The sequence below is a fragment of the Rhodoligotrophos appendicifer genome (genome assembly GCF_007474605.1).
GTDB lineage: Bacteria > Pseudomonadota > Alphaproteobacteria > Rhizobiales > Im1 > Rhodoligotrophos > Rhodoligotrophos appendicifer.
On the sequence record NZ_VHKL01000009.1, the window covers coordinates 1 to 16,982 of the forward strand.

Here is a 16,982-nt window from a genome sequence, read left to right on the forward strand (position 1 = left end):
ACCAGCCTAGCCAATGGACGGCTTTTACTCCGCCCGCACCGCCATCACGTCGGCGCTCCATGGCCTAATTTGTCACCGCCCTGCACAGTATTCCAGGATGTTCCAGTAATCCATTGCGAGGCCCTCCTAGCGTCTGTCGGCGAAGCGTTCGGCTATGACTTCGCGGTATTCCTTGTCGGAGAGACGAACCACGAGGAAGAAGTAGCCGAGCACGAGGACAGCCATCACGATGAGGGCGGTCCAGTCGAAGGAGTAGTCGAAGCGAGCGGTGATGATGTCCTGGGCGGCGGCCGGATCGCTGTATCCCAACGCTTGCCATTGGGCCTGCTCACCGGCGTTCTGGTTCAGTGCCTCCCAGGTGGGGTTGGCAATGGGTGCCGGCGTCTTGGCGGCCCCGGCCAGACCCAAATAGAGCGGTAGGTAAAGAGCCCCGATGGTGAGTATGAGCAGGACGACGACGTCGACAATCTGTCCGACGAAGCCCTGTTTCGGCGGTTGATAAATGGCCATGCTTTATTCCCCCCTTCAGACGCGGCCCCGACGGCGCGCCTCATCGAGATGCTTCAGGTCCAGCGCATAGATGAAGTGCTTGTCGCCCTCGTAGTGACGGAGCATCGCCACAATGGCGGCCGTGTTGAACAACAGGACGAGGGAGCCGGCACCAAGAAGGATCCATTGGATGGCCGGATTGGTCACGACAGGCCAGATTTGATACAGGACGTAAAGCACGACAAACCAGAGCACGACGACAAAGGCGATCGCTCCCATACGATCGCGAGAATGCATGCCGTTGATGCGCTGATCTAGTGTCGCCCCTCGCTCCTGGACCGCTTGGTTAGGTGAGACAGACATCACAATTCCCCCTAGACTTGCCCGCCACCATGTTGACTGATGGCAATAGAATTTTCTTGGCAGGAATGAGCCTGCTTATATTTTAATCATAGTGTCAACCAGCGGCGGCTGCTGCGATGCACCAAATCAATGCTGCATCGGCGTGTTCAAGAGGGGTCGAGAACCAGCACATGACGAAGGAACCGCGGGCAGCACCAAGACCCCAGGGCGAACAGAATCCGCATCAGCTCGGCGGCGCGCGCGCCAATCTGCTGGAGGTTGCCATCGGCCGCGAGGTGCGGAGCTTTCGAGTCAAGCTCGGGATCACCGTTGCCGATCTCGCGGCGGCTGCGGGACTGTCTCCCGGAATGTTGTCGAAAATCGAAAACGGCCTCACCTCCCCTTCGCTCACGACCCTGCAGACCCTCTCCACCGCATTGGGAGTGCCGGTCACCGCCTTCTTCCGGCGCTTCGAGGAGCGCCGCGATGCCGTCTACGTTCCGTCGGGGCAAGGATTGGTGATCGAACGCCGCGGAACGCGCGCCGGCCACCAGTATCAACTGCTGGGACATAGCGGCGGGGCCAATGGGCCGGTCGTGGTGGAGCCCTATCTGATCACGCTGACGCAGGATTCCGACGTGTTCCCGCTCTTCCAGCATGAAGGGCTGGAGTTCCTCCACGTCCTCGAGGGGGAAGTCGTCTACCGGCATGCAGACCAGCTCTATCACCTCAAGCCGGGAGACAGCCTGTTCTTCGACGCCGATGCGCCGCACGGACCAGAGGAGATGGTGAAGTTGCCCATCCGATTCCTGTCGGTCATCTCCTATACGAGAGAGGGCCTGTGACGTTGCGCATGCTGCTGCTGCATCGCCGGCAGCGGCCGATTCGCCGGCACCGGCTGCAGTCGAACACAGTGTTGCCGATGAGTTCCGAACCAAGCGGCGCGGCTCATCCGCATGACCAGTAAAGGCGCGGTCACTCCGGTGGCCGGGGCATAGCCCATGCGTTCGCCATGATCCTTGAATCCGTAACGGTGAAGCACACGGGGGCTCATGGGCTGATGGGCGAAGGAGTTGGCCTCGACTTCCTTGAGGCGCAGATATCTGAAGGCAAATTCCAGCATGGCGGGGATGATGTCGCCAAAGGGACGCTGACGCCGGTGGCACGGACGGATCCAAAGACTGAGGCGGGATCGCGTGTCACCAGGGAGCCGGCCCAAGGTGCTTACACCGAAAAGACGAGCAGGATCCTTGCGCAGATAGAGGCCGAAGAAAGTCAGTTGCGGAGTGGGGGGATCCGGTAGATTGGCAAGCATCGCCGCCATGCTCGCCGGCGTGAAATCAACCTGGGTGAGCGCATTCTCGGCGAGGGACGGATCCGTCGACATTTCCAGCATCTGTGGAATGTCCTCGGTGCGCGGCAGATGAAAGATGAGGTGGTCGGTCTCAATGGACAGCAACGGCGTCGTACGGATGACAACCGAACTCTTGATCATGGACCGCCCCTAAAGGACGGCGGGGACCGCAATCTCGATCCCCGCCACAGATGATGAAAAGTTACCGAAGGTCCGCTGAATTGATGCGGCATCGGACGTCGACCACGCAACCCTACTGACTGCTCTTCCTTGATACAATCCACGGTTGAATATATGCTTAGCGGGATGCTACGAGCAGGCGGATGCAGGTGTGAAAGAGCCGGCGACAGCCCCCACCCCCGTCACGCACCCGAGGCCGCGCGGCCTCGGGTCAGCTAGCGACGCCGGCGCCTCTGCCACTGTTCGCGGGTGAGCCGGAAGAGGTCCATGGGCTCCTCCCGGTCCAGCGATCGCAGATGTGCGCGACCGAGGCCGGCATAGGTAAAGCCGCATTTCTCGATCACCCGGCGCGAGGCCGCATTGGTGATGCGACAGGAGACACTCACCGCCGTGAAGTCGTGGGCCAGAAAACCATGGCGGATGACGCTGCGCGCGGCTTCGGTGCTGAACCCATGGCCGCGATAGGCCGCCCCCAGCCAATATCCGAGCTTCGGGTCTCTGTTCTGCTCCTCGCGCTGGAGGGAGACAGCGCCGATCAAAACCGGATCGGGGATGTTCAGGTAGATGCCAAAGACCAGATCCGCCGAGGGCCGAGCCTCGATGAGGTCGAGCCATTCATTGGCATCGCTCACGGCGTAGGGATGAGGGATCAGAGCGGTGTTCTCGGCGATCGTCGGGTCGTCGCAGAGTTGCGCAATGCGCTCGGCATGGGAGCGGTCCGGGCGCTTCAGGATCAGCCGGTCGGTTTCGATGAACGGGCTGGCCGGCGCTGTGCACGTGACGGCGATGGTCATGGTCGGCATCCTTGCGAGGCAGTAAACATGCAAACGGGGAGATGGTGCGTGCCATCTCCCCGTTTTGCTTTCGCAAGATCTCGGATCTTTCCGATCCGCCGGTTCGATGGAACGCGGCGGTCGGAGATTTTCCGCCGCCGTCAGCTAGCCGGTACTACCGATACGTAAGTGCGTTGGCTGCGACCCGTCTTAAACTCAACTTTCCCTTCAATAAGGGCAAAAATCGTGTGGTCCTTGCCAAGACCGACATTGGTGCCGGGATGCCATTTCGTGCCGCGCTGGCGGACGAGAATATTGCCCGGAATGACGCTCTCGCCACCGAATTTCTTCACGCCAAGACGGCGGCCCGCGGAGTCGCGACCGTTACGAGAAGAACCGCCTGCTTTTTTGTGAGCCATCTGTCTGCTCCGAAAACTTCGTCGAGGCGCCGCAACGCCGTTATAAACTCAGGCCGAGGCCGCCTCAGCACTCGCCGCTTCGGCCGGTGCCGCATCGCTCTTCGCGCTCTTGGCCTTACCGGTGTAAGTCTTGCCGCCCGCCGCGATCTCCGTGATGCGAAGGGTCGTCAGCAGCTGCCGATGGCCGTTCTTACGCTGATAATGCTTCCGGCGACGCTTCTTGTAGACGATGATCTTCGCGCCCCGGTTCTGCACGACCACCTCGGCCGATACAGTGGCGCCGGCCACGAGGGGGGCACCGATCTGCGGATCGCCCTCTCCCGCCACCATCAGCACCTGGTCAAGCTGAATCACATCGCCCGGCTCGGCGGTGAGCCGCTCAACCTGGATCACATCGTCTGCAGCAACTCTATATTGCTTGCCGCCCGTCTTAATGACTGCGTACATATTACCAATCCGCCTGGCGTAAAGACAAAGCCAGGATCGCGCTCAAGCAGCGCCCGGCCATTTGCGCGGCAATATACGCGGAACCGGCAGGCTGTCAAGGAAGCCGGTGGCGTTTTCTCGGAGAGCCCCGCAGAGAGTTTCGCGGCAGGGCTTGGCACGCTGCGCATTCGGCGCTATGTGATCGCCCCTGACGACCTGCGGCGGCAGAAGAATGCCACCGCTCCCTGCGGAGGGGTGCCAGAGTGGTCGATCGGGGCGGTCTCGAAAACCGTTGTGCGTGCAAGCGCACCGTGGGTTCGAATCCCACCCCCTCCGCCACACTTCGGCAATCGGTGGAGTACTGGTCGCGGAGGGCCGCTCGTGGTCGTGCTTTACCATTCGTTCTCTCCTCTCGGGCGGACGGCCGGGACGAGCCTTCCTGACCGTCCGCGCGACGTGTCAGGCGGCTCGCTGGGCGGGGGGCAAGGCGACCGCCTCTCCCGACACGTCGATCACGACCTTACCGCGCAGTCCCCGTGCGGCGCCGTTCTCCAGAAGTTCGTGCGCCTCAGCCATGCGGGCGAGCGGCAGCGTCGCCCCGATCACGGGCTTCACCAGGCCGCGCTCGACGAGACTTGTGAGCGCGTCAAGCTTGCCTCGGTTCTGACGCGTGAACACGAAGTGGTAGGCCGCGTTCTTGCCCCAGGCCGCGACCAGGTTCTGCGGCTGAGCGATATCGACGAGACTAACGACACGCCCGAAGGCAGCGAGCGTCAGGGGACTTCTGGTGAGCGTGTCGCCTCCGATCGTGTCGAAGACGACGTTCACGCCCTCACCCCCGGTCAGACGAGCGACCGCCTCCACGTAATCTTCAACAGTAAAGTCGATTGCGTCGTCGGCGCCAAGCGAATGCACGAAGTCGTGGTCGCGGGCGCGCGCCGTCGTGATCACCCGCGCGCCGATCGCCTTCGCTACCTGAACCGCGATCGTGCCGACACCGCCTGCACCGCCGTGGATGAGGATCGTCTCGCCGACCTTCAGCTGCGCGCGCTGGACGAACGCCTCCCAAACCGTGCCGCCAACGAGCGTCAAGCTCGCCGCCTCAAGGTGCGTGAGGTTCCCGGGCTTGCGGCCGACGAGTTCGACATCGGCGACGTGCTGCTCAGCGTAGGAGCCGGCGGCGCCGAAGATCTTTGGTGTGTAGTAGACCTCATCGCCAACTGAGAACTCGCGAACGTCCGAGCCCAACTCCTCGACAACGCCCGAGATGTCATGGCCGATGATTGCAGGCAACGGCACGTCGTCCATGTAATCGCCGCGGCGGATCTGGTAATCCAGCGGATTGACGGCAGTGGCATGCACCCGCACCCGCACTTGGCGCGGACCGACTGCCGGCACCGGCACCTCGCGCAGCTCAAACGCGTCCGGCCCGCCGAAGCGGGTGAGGACGGCTGCCTTCATGGTCTCGGTCATAACAATGTCCTTTCGGTTTGGAGGCAAGAGCGGGCTCCACGGCCCATGGTCCCGTTGGGACGCTTTCTATTTGACTTGTGGCGATTGCCCTTGGTAGCGGGCCGGATTTAGGATCAGTTTCAACGAAACTTTGAAAGCGGCGCAATGGACGTGAACGACTTGAACCTGTTCGTGCGCATCGCTCAACTCCGGAGCATCAGCTCTGCAGCCCGCGACTTGGGCCTCACTCCGGCGGGCGCGAGCGCGAGACTGGCGGCGCTGGAGAGAAAGCTTGGGGCCAGGCTTCTCCACCGAACAACGCGACAGGCGACCTTGACCGAGGACGGCCTCGCCTTCCTGCCGCATGCAGAGCACGTTGTGCTCGCAGCAGAAGCCGCCCGAGCGGCGCTCGGGCGGGAGCAAGCCGCGCCGCGCGGCACCCTGCGGGTAGCGGCTCCGGCCTCGTTCGCGCGCATGCATATCGTGCCGGGTCTGCCCGACTTCTGTCGGCACTATCCCGAGTTGGCCCTCGACTTGCGCATCTCGGACAGTGTTGTCGATCTCGTCGAAGGTGCCTTCGATGTGGCGGTTCGCTATTCCGAGCTCGGCGACTCGTCCTTCGTCGCGCGGCGGCTCGCTCCAGATAAACGGGTGCTGGTCGCTTCGCCCGACTACATCGAGCGGCGCGGGCGGCCGAATACGCCCAACGACCTCGCAGAACACTCCTGCCTCGTTGTGGGTACGCTCGATCTCTGGACATTTCGAGGAAAGGGCGGAGAGCTGATCGAGCGGCGTATCACCCCAGGCCTGCGAATCAACGACGGCGGTGCCGTGCGCGATGCGGCCTGTGCGGGGCTCGGCATCGCTCTGATGGCCACTTGGTGCGCCGCTGACGAGCTTCGCTCCGGCGCCCTCGTACCAGCCCTTCCCGAGTACCCCCTCGTCTCCACACAGACGCTTTGGGCGCTTTACCCGAGTTCGCGCGAACTGGCACCGAAGGTGAGGGTCTTCATCGACTGGCTCGTCGAGCGATTTGGGCGGCACCCGTACTGGGATCGAGGCCTCGAGAGGATCTTCGAGACCAGTCAATGACGCTCGCTCCTGGGCACGCGGATTGCTGGCAAATTGTCGTTCACCGCACCTCATGTGCATGTCCCTAGCGCCTTTGGCGAGGGCAGCTCTGCGCCCTGAACCGCGACGGGTTTGTCGGAGGCTCCTACTCTAAGAAGGTTGGGCCGTTATGAGCATGACGAGCAATAAGTATGCGCCGGAGATCCGTCTGTTCTGATCAACGTTCGCTCGAAAGCCGTCGGGCCTCTCGCGGCCCACCGAGCCGTCAGGCATCTCCGCGCCTCATGTCAGCCGTTGAGGCCAGCTTTGCCACTTTCCGAGCACGTAGCCGGGCCGACCGGACGGCCGATGGCAATGCGGAAAGGCCATTGTCAGCGCGGTTACTGCATTGGTTCTTGGACAAAAATCCAAGCCAGAGTCCACAGCAATCCAAGCTCTCTACAAAGTCTTCGTGGCGGGTTTCATGCATCCTCCGCTCATTGATGGCGGGCGATTGGTCGGGTCGAATTTTGGACCGCAAATTCTCTCGCCAGCCCAATCGGAGAACGACCATGACAAAGCGTCTGAACCACCTCGCCCTCCAGAATGAAACACATCAGAAAAGTGACGGCCAGCAGAGGACAAGCATGAGCTTGGACTACACCTCACACTCCGGCAGATCTGCGCCCGAAGAACTGGTTCCATCGCGTTACGCGGTGCGGGTCGGCGCGATTGACGTGCTGGTAATCAGCGATGGCGTGCTACCGCTTCCTACCAAGATGCTGGGACACAACGCCGACCCGGCCCTACGGGCGGCCTGGCTGAACGACATGTTCCTGCCGGCGGACGCTTTCGACTGGTCGCTAAACGTGGTCGTGGTGCGGAGTGGCGGTCAGATCATACTCATCGACGCCGGGCTAGGATTGGACCCCAACTTGAACTTGCCGAGAGCTGGGCAATTGGTCAAGCGACTGGAGGCCGCCGGCATCGATCTTGAGTCCGTGACCGACGTGGTGCTTACCCACATGCACATGGACCACATCGGCGGGCTGCTCGTCGACGGGGTGAAAGACCGGCTGGGTCCGGACCTGCGGATCCACGTGGCGGCCGCCGAGGTCAAGTTTTGGGAGGCGCCCGACTTCACCCATGCCTATATGCCGACGGGGTTTCCGGACGCGCTCCGGTCGGCCGCCAAGCGGTTCGCGAAGGAATACCGCAGCCAGCTGCGGCTGTTCGATGAGGAGCACGAGGTGGCACCCGGGGTGGTCGTCCGTCGTACCGGCGGCCACACTCCCGGGCACAGCGTGGTCCGCCTGGCATCCGGCGATGACCGGCTGACGTTCGCCGGCGACGCCGTTTTCGCGGTCGGGTTTGACCACCCCGACTGGCACAACGGTTTCGAACACGACCCCGAGGAGGCAGCCCGCGTTCGGGTTCGTCTCCTGACGGAGCTGGCGGAGGCCGGCGAGCAACTGGTGGCTACGCACCTGCCGTTCCCGTCCGTCGGCCGGGTGGCAGTCGAGGGCGATGCCTTTCGCTGGGTACCGGCCTTCTGGGACTATTGATCGCTGTCCGCATCACGCGCCGGGCGACGTCTACGAGGAGGAATTCGTGGGGCTTTTGATGGCCATCGGTTCGATCAACCTGTGAACCGCCTGGCCATCAGCTTTTGCAGCGATCACCCTAATATCTCCACCGTAATCGCCGACGCGGCGGCGCCCGATGACGCGGTGCCGACCCTCGCCCACGCCGTCGAGGCCCATGGCGGCTTAGACGTGCTGCTGAACAATGCCGGAAGATGGTCCTTGGAGGTCATGCTCTGGTTTTTGCCTCAGGCATAGTGCGCGAACGAAGGTCTCGTCCCAAAGAGCTTTATTGCTCCATCGCCTGGCTGTTGACAGTGCACGGTTGGATGGCCAGAAATTCGCAATCGTCTGCCGATCCATCTTCATGGATCAGCATCGCGAATTGTCCGGCACCTCGTAGGGCAATCATTCCGATATGCCAGACGCCGACGCCATAGCTGATGCCAAGCGGCGCTTTGACTTCGAATGCCCGCATCGTTGTGAGGTCCGGTTGACCACCTTGGTCGAGGGCAACGACCGCGAGATAGGCCTCGACGTCCAAGGGCAAAAACACCTGGGTCGAGAAACGATGCCGCTCCATTTCAGTGACGTGAAGCGGGAGTGCTGCGATCGATGTGCGGATGAGCGCGATGTTGATCGGCATATGCGGGCGCAGATTCTGAAGGTTCGACACAAAATCCGTGCGTCCGACGTCGCTGGGCGGTTCCAGAAGTTCGCCATAGGGCCGAAATTCGTGGGCGGTTACGGGCAGAGCCTGGAGGGTGAGGGCTTCGGCGGCTCCGTGCTCTCGTGGCGTCGGTTCACGCATCGTGAATATTCCTGCACTGGATATTGGCCATGGCACGACCAGGTGATCGAGCCCGCTAAGCGATTGACCTGAGTTATTAGTCGATTGTTGCGTCGGAGGCCATCACGAGAGGCGGTGATAAGCTCACGGCGTGCCGCCTGGGCGGACTGATCCATTCCCGGCGCGTCCTGCTGGCGCGGCGAGGGCAACTTCCTCGAGTTCCTCAAGCAGGATCTGGAGATTTGGGCGCTGCCCGACGATGCAGACCTCGAAAGCCTGTTCGATATGGGCTATCACTCGAAGCACGTTGATTAAGATCTTCACCCGCGTCTTCGGTGCCTGACGGGACTCTCCGGCAGGATCCAAGACCGCCAAGAACACGATCGAGGAACGCGCCATGGCGCATGAACTAACGTCGCAGTCCGGACCAAGGATTCTGCGCAACAGCGACCTCGACGACCCCATGGTGTGGGAGGCGCGGCGCGACCTGGCCGCGTGCTTCCGGATGGCGGCCCGTCTCGGCCTGCAAGAGGGCATCTGCAATCACTTCTCGGCGCTGGTCCCGGGCCATGACGACCTCTTTATCGTCAATCCCTATGGCCTCGCCTTCGAAGAGATCACCGCCAGCAGCCTGCTCATCTGCGATTTCGACGGCAACGTGGTTGCGGGCGAAGGCGAGCCCGAGGCGACCGCCTTCTACATCCACGCCCGGCTGCACAAGAACCAGCCGCGCGCTCACGCCGCTTTCCACACCCACATGCCCTATGCGACGGCATTGAGCATGGTCGAAGGCGATCCCCTGGTCTGGGCGGGGCAGACGGCGCTCAAATTCTATGGCCGCACCCTGGTCGACGAAGATTATAACGGCCTGGCCCTGGACGAGAGCGAGGGCGACCGCATCGCCGCGGCCACCGGCGGCGCCGACATCATCTTCATGCGCAATCACGGCGTCATGGTCATCGGCCCGAGCATCGCCGAGGCGTGGGACGACCTTTATTATCTCGAGCGCGCCTGCGAGGTGCAGGTCAAGGCCATGAGCACCGGCCGCAAGCTCGTGCCGGTGGCGGCCGACATCGCCCGGCGCACCTACGAGCAGATGCGCGAGGGCGATGCCGCCAGTGCCCGCCGTCATCTCGACAGCGTGCGCCGCATCCTGTTGAAGGACCAGCCCGACTTCGCCTCATAAGCCTTCCGACAAGGATCATCCCATGACCGTCAGGTCGCTGACGCCCGCCCGTGCTGGCCGGGACAGCACGATCGCCTTGCTGGCCCTGCTCGCCGGCGGCATCGCCATCGGCGGTTCGCCGATCTTCGTGCGCCTGTCCGAACTCGGCCCCATCACCACGGCGGTATGGCGCCTCGGCCTTGCCCTGATCCCCTTCGGCCTTTGGGCTGTCGTCGACCGGGCCACCGACACCGAGAGCCGCAAGCCCGAGCGGCTTGGCGACTTTATCGCCCTCGCCGTGCCGGGGGTGATGCTCGCTGCCGACCTGGCCGCCTGGCATCTCGCGCTCCACGAAACCTCCGTCGCCAACGCCACCCTGCTGTCCAACATGGCGCCGATTTTCGTGACCATCGGCTCATGGTTCTTCTTCCGCACCGCCATCACGGCGCGCTTCACCGCGGGGCTCGTCATCGCCCTCGTCGGGGTGATCGTCCTCAAGGGCGGCCCGGCCCTTTTCAATGGGAACGGCAGCCTGCGCGGCGATCTGACGGCCCTGGTCGCCGCCATGTTCTATGCCGGCTACATTCTCGGCGTCGGCCGCCTGCGCCGCCGCTTCGACACCTTGTCCATCATGCTCTGGACCACGGCTGCCGCCGGCCTCACGCTGCTGCCCGTGGCCCTCGTCTATGAGCCGGCTTTTTTCCCGACGACGCTCTTCGGCCTCGCCATGCTGTTCGGCATCGCCTGGATCAGCCATGCCGGCGGCCAGGGCATGATCACCTATGCGCTGGCCTGGCTCTCCCCGGCCTTTTCCTCCCTGACGCTGCTGATCCAGCCGGTCGTCGCCGGCATTCTCGCCTGGCTCGTGCTTGCCGAGCCGATCGGCGCGATGCAGGCCATCGGCGGCATCGTCGTGCTCGCCGGCATCGTCATCGCGCGGCGGGGATAGCGCATCGGACCGGATCGGCAGTGGCTAGCACATCGCACAGCCGTGCGCAGGTTCCCGTTCCATTTCTCCGGTCGGCGCTCCACCATCTCTGGTGGCCTCGCGCCAAAGCCAAGTCCTTGCTGCTAGCGTGGCAGTGGGCCGAGAATGGCGATGCTGTGCCGTTCAGCGGCCGCCATCAGTAGCGCCATGTCTGGAGCAGCCGGCGGCGTGTCCCTCGGAACGCTCGTCTCAGCGATGAAATCGGCAAAATCGCTTCCGGTCGTCATCAGAAGGATTCTTGCCGGCACGTCGCCTTCGATGCGAAATCCGTGCGGAATGTTGCGCGGACCGAAGGCGAAGTCGCCTGCCTGAAGCAGCCTACATCCGTCTTCCAAGATCACCGACATCTGGCCCTCGAGGACGTAAAACGACTCGTCCTCAGAACGATGCATATGCCAGGGCGACTCGAAGCCAGCTGGTATGACCTGCTCGATCAGGCTGAAGTGACCGCCCGTCAATTCCCGGTCCGCCTTGATCCAGGTCAGGAGGCCGAGAAACCGTATTTCGCCAGCGCGGGAAGGCGTGCTCGTGGCAGCGGAAGGAATGATGTTCATCTCGGATTCTCACTGGACACCTGGCTGCGTCACCGGGCATATTGGCGGAATAATAATTCCACGGAATGTAAATATCGTCAATATGGTCAATCGTACGACGCGGCGCAGTTATCGGATGAAGAACCGCGCCAAGACCCAAGCCGAGATGCGCGATCGCATCGTGAGCACGACGATGCTGATGCATGATGAGAAGGGTGTGGCGGCAACGTCCTTCGTGGACATTGCCAGACGCGCCGGTATCGGCGCGGCGACGATCTATCGCCACTTTCCCACCTTGGGATCGTTGGTCGCGGCCTGCGGCGCGCATGTTTGGAAAGAGATGGACCCGCCGGTGCCCGAACGGGCTTCGGAAATATTCAAGGACGTCGTCGGGATGGAGGATCGTCTGCACCGCCTTGTCGACGAGGTTGACCGCTTCTACCGACGCGGAGCGCTTCGGCTCACGGCCGCCTATGCCGACAGACATCTCATCCCCGAGCTGGACGAATTTCTGCGCGCCGTGGAGGCGGGCGTTGCCGCACTTGTCCGCGAAGCCGTCAAGGTTGAAGCCCTGCCGGACGCCGTGCTTCAGCTTGTGATCGTGCTGACGGATTTTCCGGTGTGGACCGCTATGCAGAGGGTCGCGGGCGCCGATTTGGAGCGGCGCCGGGCTGTCGCCCGGCTGGTCGGTTGCGCCATCCGCACGGCGAGGTGACACTCTCGCTTGTCGTCTATCGTCGTTCCGTCAAGCTGCGCAGCCCGTCTTGTCCTTGCTGCAGAGAGGGCAGCCAGCAGGGCCGGGGAAATCTGTTCACTGCAGGACGTGCAGACGAGGTTTAGCGTCCGATGGCGTAGCGGCACGTCTTTGACTTGCGTGGCGCTCGCGGGATTTCAGAAATCAATTGATCCTACAATAACATAGCGATGCGCCAGTTCCATACTCTCCGGCGCGCGCGGCGGGATGCCAACTTTCTGCTGACTATCGAGATAACTTTATAACGTGCGTCCGCTTTTGGGAGGTCTCAGTTCGGGTTTGAATGACCGGAATGGGGCCGATGGGCGGACTGTTGACACTGGAGCCCATTCACTGACGGATCAAAAGTGAATGGAGCGCATGGTGAGTGACATTTCCGCTGACCGCGGCATCGTTGCCGCGTTTGGTTGGAGGCTGACCAAACAGATCTCATGTCCCTCTCCGGCCAGACCTTGATCTATTTTGCGGGCCGGAGACGATTTCTGGTTTCAATCTCTGCCCGTTCGGCCGTGACCTCTTAGCACAAGCGGGCCTTCAGTGATCTAATCCGCGGATCGCGGAGACGCTTCCTCGCTTAGCTAGCCAAGCAGCCAGACCCATAGTGATGATCGTGAATCCAATCAGCAGAGTTGCGATTGCCGTGATCGTTGGATTGACCCGAAGGACCAGCTCGTTGAACATCTTCTTTGGGATTGTCTCATGTGCACCCGACAAAAAGATCGTGACGATAACCTCGTCGAAACTAATGATGAAGGCAAAGATCCAGGCCGCCAAAAGGCTCGGCATCAGATTGGGAATGAGCACCCGGCGGAACATCTCCTGCCACGACGCCCCGAGGCTGAGGGCCGCCTGCTCGATGCGAACATCAAACGAACGGATCGCTACCGACATGAGGAGCACGACATAGGGGAGCCCCAAGATCGTATGTCCCAGGATCAGCCCGCCAAAGGTTCCCAGCAGTCCGAACTTCGCTAGATACATATAGAGGGCCAGCGCGGTGATGACCTGGGGGACGATGATTGGAGCGAGAAAGTTCGCCTCAAGGATGCGGCGACCACCAAACGTGCCCCGGACCAAACCATAGGCGGCCGCACTGCCGAACAGTACCGCAAGGGTGCTGGATGCAAGAGCGACGAACAAGGACGTTCGTGCCGCCTCGAGCCAACGCGGATCCTCGAAGAACGACCTGTACCAGCGCAGGGACAGACTGGGCGGCGGGAAGGCGAGTGTGTCCGCGCTGGAGAAGGACATCGGGATAACGATGGCGATGGGCAAACACAGGAACAAAAGGATCGAAACGCCGACCACCGTGATCAGCCAACGTGTCAGCGACGATGGGTTCTCCATTGGACGCTCCGGCGAAGTTAGATGCGGCTCTTCTTCTCGACCCACTGATATGCGGCATAGAACAGCAAGGTGAGCACTAAGAGGACGGTGGAAATTGCAGCTGCGTTTTCCCAGCGCGGCATGCGATTGATCAGCAGGTCGAGCATGTTGGCAATCATCGGCACGCGCCCTCCCCCAAGGATCGCCGGGGTGATGAAGAAGCCAAGCGTCAGGATGAAGACCAAGATTGATCCGGCAGCGAGTGCTGGGAACGTGAGCGGCAGAAAGATGCGGAAGAAGATTCGTGCCTGAGAGGCACCCATGGATTCCGCCGCCTGCAGCAGTCGCCGGTCCAGCTTCAGCATCGCAGCGAAGAGTGGCAACACCAGAAAGGGCAAGAGGACGTTGGTGGTGCCGACGATCACGCCGAACTGATTGTAAAGAAAGGCGACTGAAGTTTCAGTGACACCGAGGCTTCGTAATGAGCGGTTGACGATGCCGTCATTGCCGAGGATGACGATCCAGGAATAAGTGCGCACCAGAATGCTGATCCAGAAGGTCAGCACCACCAGCGCCAGGACCAGAATCTGCGAGCGCGCGCGAAGGCTCCACATCCAATAAGCGAGTGGATAGCCGAGCATGCAACAGGCGAAGGTCGTGAGCAGCGCAATGTAGATCGTATTTCCGAGGACCTTCATATAGACCGAGCCCTGCGCCAGGGCCGCATAATATTTGAAGGGATTGTCGCCGGGATCGATCGACCAGGAGAGCATGAGCAACAGCGGGACGTTGAACAGCAACAGGATAAAGACTGCCGCAGGGGCGACCTGGGGCAGGCCGGCCGGTGCAGTCAGTCCCCGCCTCGCACGGGGGATTGTTGGTGCTAAGTCTGCCATCACATGCATAGGCAGGCCGGAGGAGATCCGACCTGCCATCTCCTGTGTTGCAATAGATTGGCCGCTTACAGACCGAGCTTGAATTCCTGCCAACGCTGCTCGACTTCATCCGCGTGGTCGTACCACCACTTCGGATCCATCAAGAACTGCACGTTCTTGTTCTTCGCTACCGTCGGATAAGTATCGAGCTTGTCCTTCGGCAGGAGCGCATCCAGACCCTCGCTGGGTCCCGTGTAGGCGACGACCCCGGCTGCAACGGCCTGGTTCTTGGCAACCGTGATCTCGTGCATGAGCTGCATCACGGCAGCCTTGCGATCGGCAGCGATCCCCTTGGGTACGGCAAAATAGGTTAGATCGAGCTGCCCTTGATTATAAGTGAAGTCAATGTTCTCCGCGTCGACAACGCGCCCTGACCAGGACACTGCATACTGGACTTCATTGTCCTTGAGCAATTGTGGCGGCTGGGCACCTGCCTGCCACCAGACCGCGACGTGGTCCTTGATCTTATCGAGCTTCGCGAAAGCGCGGTCGAGATCGAGCGGGTAGAGATCCGCCGGCTTCACCCCATCGGCAATCAGTGCCATGGGGAGGATATAGGTCGGATAGTCCGGAAGTGCTCGCTTGCCCGGAAATTTCTCCACGTCCCACAGTTCTTCCCAGGTGGAGATCGGCTTGGCGTCCGCACGCCACGCAAGGATGGTTGAGTAATACTGCCAGCCGAGGCCATCATCTAGCTTCGCTTCGCCGAAAATGGGATCCGGCTTGATCGCGTCCCAATCCAGTTTCTCGACCAGGTCGAGAGCCTTGGCCTGCTCGAGTTCACCACTGCTCAACTCGACCACATCGGCAGTCAGGTTCTTCGCCTCGACCATTGCGCGCAGCTTGCCCAGGCCAGCAGGGCTTTCGCGAGTGACCTTAATCCCCGTCTTGGCCGTGAAAGGCTCGATGTATCCCTTCTCAACAGACTCTCCCGAGGGGCCGCCAGCTTCGATCATGCGCAATTCCTTGACCTCCGCCCTTGCTGCGAGGCCAAAAACGGACATCAGCAAAACGCTTACGGTCAAAGCCTTGAAACCACTGTTAATGGCGCTTTTCATGCTTTTTTCACTCCCTATCTTCTGTTTATTGTGTCAAGGCAGGAACAATTTCGATTCGAAAAAAGCTCAGGGTCACCGCAAACCTTGTGGCGTATAATATAATCTCGATTTATTTCACTGAATATTGATAAATTTGCGGTCACGCTCTTTTTATATTTGCTACGCCTGCAAGGGAGAAGTGTGTCATATGTGATATCGATTGACAACATCTGTGATATCAATCGAAAAAAGCGCTCCGGGAGGCTCTGCGAAAGACCCCGCACATGTGACGCGTGATGGACGGTGAGGGTCCTGGAATGAGCACTATACAGTTGGTCGATGTTGAGAAGACTTATGGCAGCTTCGTTGCCTGTGCGAATATCGACCTGTCCGTCCGCGAAGGCGAATTCGTCACGATTCTTGGCCCCAGCGGTTCCGGCAAGACCACCCTGCTAACCTTGATTGCCGGTTTGTCCGCGCCCACGTCGGGGCAAATCTTGATTGGTGGCCGCGACGTGACATTCGAGCCATCCGGCAAGCGCAATGTCGGGCTGGTGTTCCAGAACTACGCCCTCTTCCCGCATCTGAGCGTCTACGACAACATTGCGTTTCCCCTGACGGTGCGAAGGTTGAGCACCGAGGACACCAGACTCCGTGTCACAGAGGCCCTCGAAAAAGTGCGGCTCACCGGCTTCGAAAAGCGCCGCCCGGCGCAACTCTCCGGCGGTCAGCAACAGCGCGTGGCCCTCGCCCGAGCTTTCGTTTTCCAACCCTCAATTCTGCTGCTCGACGAACCCTTGGGGGCGCTGGACCGCAAGCTGCGCGAGCAGGTGCAGGTGGAACTTCGACAGCTGCAGAAGTCCCTGGGGATTACCACCGTGCTCGTCACTCACGACCAGGAGGAGGCGTTGTCGCTCTCGGATCGGCTGATCGTCCTCGACCAAGGTCACATCCAGCAGATCGGCACACCGGAGGACGCGTATCTGCGCCCCGCCAACCTCTTCGTTGCCGACTTCCTCGGGACCGCCAATGTCTTCCAGGGAGAGGTCCAGAGCCGGGGCGATCAACACCGGCTGCAGGTTTCGGACGGCATTTCCGTCTCCTGCCCACCGCCAACCCGCCAATCACGCGATGCACGTCTGATCGTTCGGCCGGAAAACATAGTGCTTAAGGCCGGTGGAGACCATGAGGCTCTCCGTGCCACCGTGATCGACGTCATCTATCTTGGGCAGTCGGTGCGCTACCAGCTGGATGGCGTCCATGGAGCGCCTCTGGTCGCCATCGTGCCGGGCAACCAGGCGCGCTTCTCCCCCGGTGAGGCCGTCAGCCTCGACTGGCGACCCGAGGACTCCTGGTTCGTCCCCGGCTGAATTCGCTCACCGGCAA

The 16,982-nt window shown here is 61.4% G+C and carries 21 protein-coding genes and 1 tRNA gene; 9 read left to right on the plus strand and 13 right to left on the minus strand.

Annotated features, from left to right (window positions below; genetic code table 11):
- Positions 1 to 126: 126 nt before the first annotated feature.
- Both FKM97_RS19095 and FKM97_RS19100 read right to left on the minus strand, forming a co-directional pair.
- Entirely contained in the window at positions 127 to 510 is a 384-nt protein-coding gene (locus tag FKM97_RS19095) for a hypothetical protein (protein WP_144294040.1), read from the minus strand.
- 15 nt (positions 511 to 525) lie between these two features.
- Positions 526 to 852 (minus strand): hypothetical protein, encoded by a 327-nt coding sequence (locus FKM97_RS19100; RefSeq protein ID WP_144294041.1) that lies wholly within the window; start codon positions 850 to 852, stop codon positions 526 to 528.
- A 170-nt stretch (positions 853 to 1,022) separates the two neighbouring features.
- On the opposite strand from FKM97_RS19100, the gene FKM97_RS19105 reads away from it, so the two are divergent.
- Positions 1,023 to 1,676, plus strand: coding sequence for a helix-turn-helix domain-containing protein (locus FKM97_RS19105; protein WP_246105167.1), 654 nt, complete (start codon positions 1,023 to 1,025; stop codon positions 1,674 to 1,676).
- On the opposite strand, the gene FKM97_RS19110 is transcribed toward FKM97_RS19105, so the two are convergent.
- The 4 genes from FKM97_RS19110 to rplU form a co-directional block, all read right to left on the minus strand.
- Positions 1,655 to 2,326: a GNAT family N-acetyltransferase gene (locus FKM97_RS19110; protein WP_144294043.1), complete on the minus strand. Its 672-nt coding sequence runs from the start codon at positions 2,324 to 2,326 to the stop codon at positions 1,655 to 1,657. The genes FKM97_RS19105 and FKM97_RS19110 overlap by 22 nt on opposite strands.
- Positions 2,327 to 2,580: 254 nt before the next feature.
- The gene (locus FKM97_RS19115) at positions 2,581 to 3,159 is read right to left on the minus strand and encodes a GNAT family N-acetyltransferase (protein ID WP_170241010.1); all 579 of its coding nucleotides are present in this window, start codon (positions 3,157 to 3,159) and stop codon (positions 2,581 to 2,583) included.
- Positions 3,160 to 3,299: 140 nt separating this feature from the next.
- Positions 3,300 to 3,557, minus strand: coding sequence for a 50S ribosomal protein L27 (gene rpmA, locus FKM97_RS19120; RefSeq protein ID WP_144294045.1), 258 nt, complete (start codon positions 3,555 to 3,557; stop codon positions 3,300 to 3,302).
- Positions 3,558 to 3,605: 48 nt separating this feature from the next.
- The gene (gene rplU, locus FKM97_RS19125; protein WP_144294046.1) at positions 3,606 to 4,004 is read right to left on the minus strand and encodes a 50S ribosomal protein L21; all 399 of its coding nucleotides are present in this window, start codon (positions 4,002 to 4,004) and stop codon (positions 3,606 to 3,608) included.
- A 228-nt stretch (positions 4,005 to 4,232) separates the two neighbouring features.
- On the opposite strand from rplU, the gene FKM97_RS19130 reads away from it, so the two are divergent.
- Positions 4,233 to 4,322 (plus strand) — tRNA-Ser (locus FKM97_RS19130).
- Between the two features lie 120 nt (positions 4,323 to 4,442).
- Here FKM97_RS19130 and FKM97_RS19135 read toward each other — a convergent pair.
- A complete protein-coding gene (locus FKM97_RS19135) occupies positions 4,443 to 5,456 on the minus strand; it encodes a zinc-dependent alcohol dehydrogenase family protein (protein ID WP_144294323.1) in 1,014 nt (337 codons plus the stop codon).
- Positions 5,457 to 5,600: 144 nt separating this feature from the next.
- On the opposite strand from FKM97_RS19135, the gene FKM97_RS19140 reads away from it, so the two are divergent.
- From FKM97_RS19140 to FKM97_RS19150, 3 genes are all read left to right on the plus strand, one after another.
- On the plus strand, positions 5,601 to 6,527 hold the full coding sequence (locus FKM97_RS19140; protein WP_144294047.1) for a LysR family transcriptional regulator: 927 nt from the start codon (positions 5,601 to 5,603) through the stop codon (positions 6,525 to 6,527).
- Between the two features lie 605 nt (positions 6,528 to 7,132).
- A complete protein-coding gene (locus FKM97_RS19145; protein ID WP_246105192.1) occupies positions 7,133 to 8,050 on the plus strand; it encodes an MBL fold metallo-hydrolase in 918 nt (305 codons plus the stop codon).
- A gap of 81 nt (positions 8,051 to 8,131) precedes the next feature.
- Positions 8,132 to 8,326 carry a hypothetical protein gene (locus FKM97_RS19150; protein ID WP_144294049.1) on the plus strand — a complete coding sequence of 65 codons (195 nt, stop codon included), beginning with the start codon at positions 8,132 to 8,134 and terminating at the stop codon, positions 8,324 to 8,326.
- Between the two features lie 31 nt (positions 8,327 to 8,357).
- On the opposite strand, the gene FKM97_RS19155 is transcribed toward FKM97_RS19150, so the two are convergent.
- Together FKM97_RS19155 and FKM97_RS26390 are read right to left on the minus strand one after the other, a co-directional pair.
- Positions 8,358 to 8,879 (minus strand): ureidoglycolate lyase, encoded by a 522-nt coding sequence (locus FKM97_RS19155; protein WP_144294050.1) that lies wholly within the window; start codon positions 8,877 to 8,879, stop codon positions 8,358 to 8,360.
- 123 nt (positions 8,880 to 9,002) lie between these two features.
- A complete protein-coding gene (locus FKM97_RS26390) occupies positions 9,003 to 9,257 on the minus strand; it encodes a hypothetical protein (RefSeq protein WP_170241011.1) in 255 nt (84 codons plus the stop codon).
- On the opposite strand from FKM97_RS26390, the gene FKM97_RS19165 reads away from it, so the two are divergent.
- Together FKM97_RS19165 and FKM97_RS19170 are read left to right on the plus strand one after the other, a co-directional pair.
- Positions 9,256 to 10,044: an aldolase gene (locus FKM97_RS19165; RefSeq protein ID WP_144294051.1), complete on the plus strand. Its 789-nt coding sequence runs from the start codon at positions 9,256 to 9,258 to the stop codon at positions 10,042 to 10,044. The genes FKM97_RS26390 and FKM97_RS19165 overlap by 2 nt on opposite strands.
- Before the next feature lie 22 nt (positions 10,045 to 10,066).
- Positions 10,067 to 10,972: a DMT family transporter gene (locus FKM97_RS19170; RefSeq protein WP_170241012.1), complete on the plus strand. Its 906-nt coding sequence runs from the start codon at positions 10,067 to 10,069 to the stop codon at positions 10,970 to 10,972.
- A 122-nt stretch (positions 10,973 to 11,094) separates the two neighbouring features.
- Here the strand turns inward: FKM97_RS19170 and FKM97_RS19175 are convergent, their stop codons facing one another.
- A complete protein-coding gene (locus tag FKM97_RS19175) occupies positions 11,095 to 11,565 on the minus strand; it encodes a cupin domain-containing protein (RefSeq protein WP_205015190.1) in 471 nt (156 codons plus the stop codon).
- 115 nt (positions 11,566 to 11,680) lie between these two features.
- On the opposite strand from FKM97_RS19175, the gene FKM97_RS19180 reads away from it, so the two are divergent.
- Positions 11,681 to 12,259 carry a TetR/AcrR family transcriptional regulator gene (locus tag FKM97_RS19180; protein WP_170241013.1) on the plus strand — a complete coding sequence of 193 codons (579 nt, stop codon included), beginning with the start codon at positions 11,681 to 11,683 and terminating at the stop codon, positions 12,257 to 12,259.
- A 573-nt stretch (positions 12,260 to 12,832) separates the two neighbouring features.
- Here FKM97_RS19180 and FKM97_RS19185 read toward each other — a convergent pair.
- Genes FKM97_RS19185 through FKM97_RS19195 form a run of 3 tightly spaced genes read right to left on the minus strand, consistent with a single transcriptional unit; the run spans position 12,833 to position 15,617 of the window.
- Positions 12,833 to 13,645 (minus strand): ABC transporter permease, encoded by an 813-nt coding sequence (locus FKM97_RS19185; protein ID WP_144294053.1) that lies wholly within the window; start codon positions 13,643 to 13,645, stop codon positions 12,833 to 12,835.
- A gap of 17 nt (positions 13,646 to 13,662) precedes the next feature.
- On the minus strand, positions 13,663 to 14,559 hold the full coding sequence (locus FKM97_RS19190) for an ABC transporter permease (protein WP_144294054.1): 897 nt from the start codon (positions 14,557 to 14,559) through the stop codon (positions 13,663 to 13,665).
- A gap of 26 nt (positions 14,560 to 14,585) precedes the next feature.
- Positions 14,586 to 15,617 (minus strand): extracellular solute-binding protein, encoded by a 1,032-nt coding sequence (locus FKM97_RS19195; protein ID WP_144294055.1) that lies wholly within the window; start codon positions 15,615 to 15,617, stop codon positions 14,586 to 14,588.
- Between the two features lie 296 nt (positions 15,618 to 15,913).
- Here FKM97_RS19195 and FKM97_RS19200 point away from each other — a divergent pair, with 296 nt between their 5' ends.
- Positions 15,914 to 16,966 carry an ABC transporter ATP-binding protein gene (locus FKM97_RS19200; protein WP_144294056.1) on the plus strand — a complete coding sequence of 351 codons (1,053 nt, stop codon included), beginning with the start codon at positions 15,914 to 15,916 and terminating at the stop codon, positions 16,964 to 16,966.
- Positions 16,967 to 16,982: the final 16 nt, after the last annotated feature.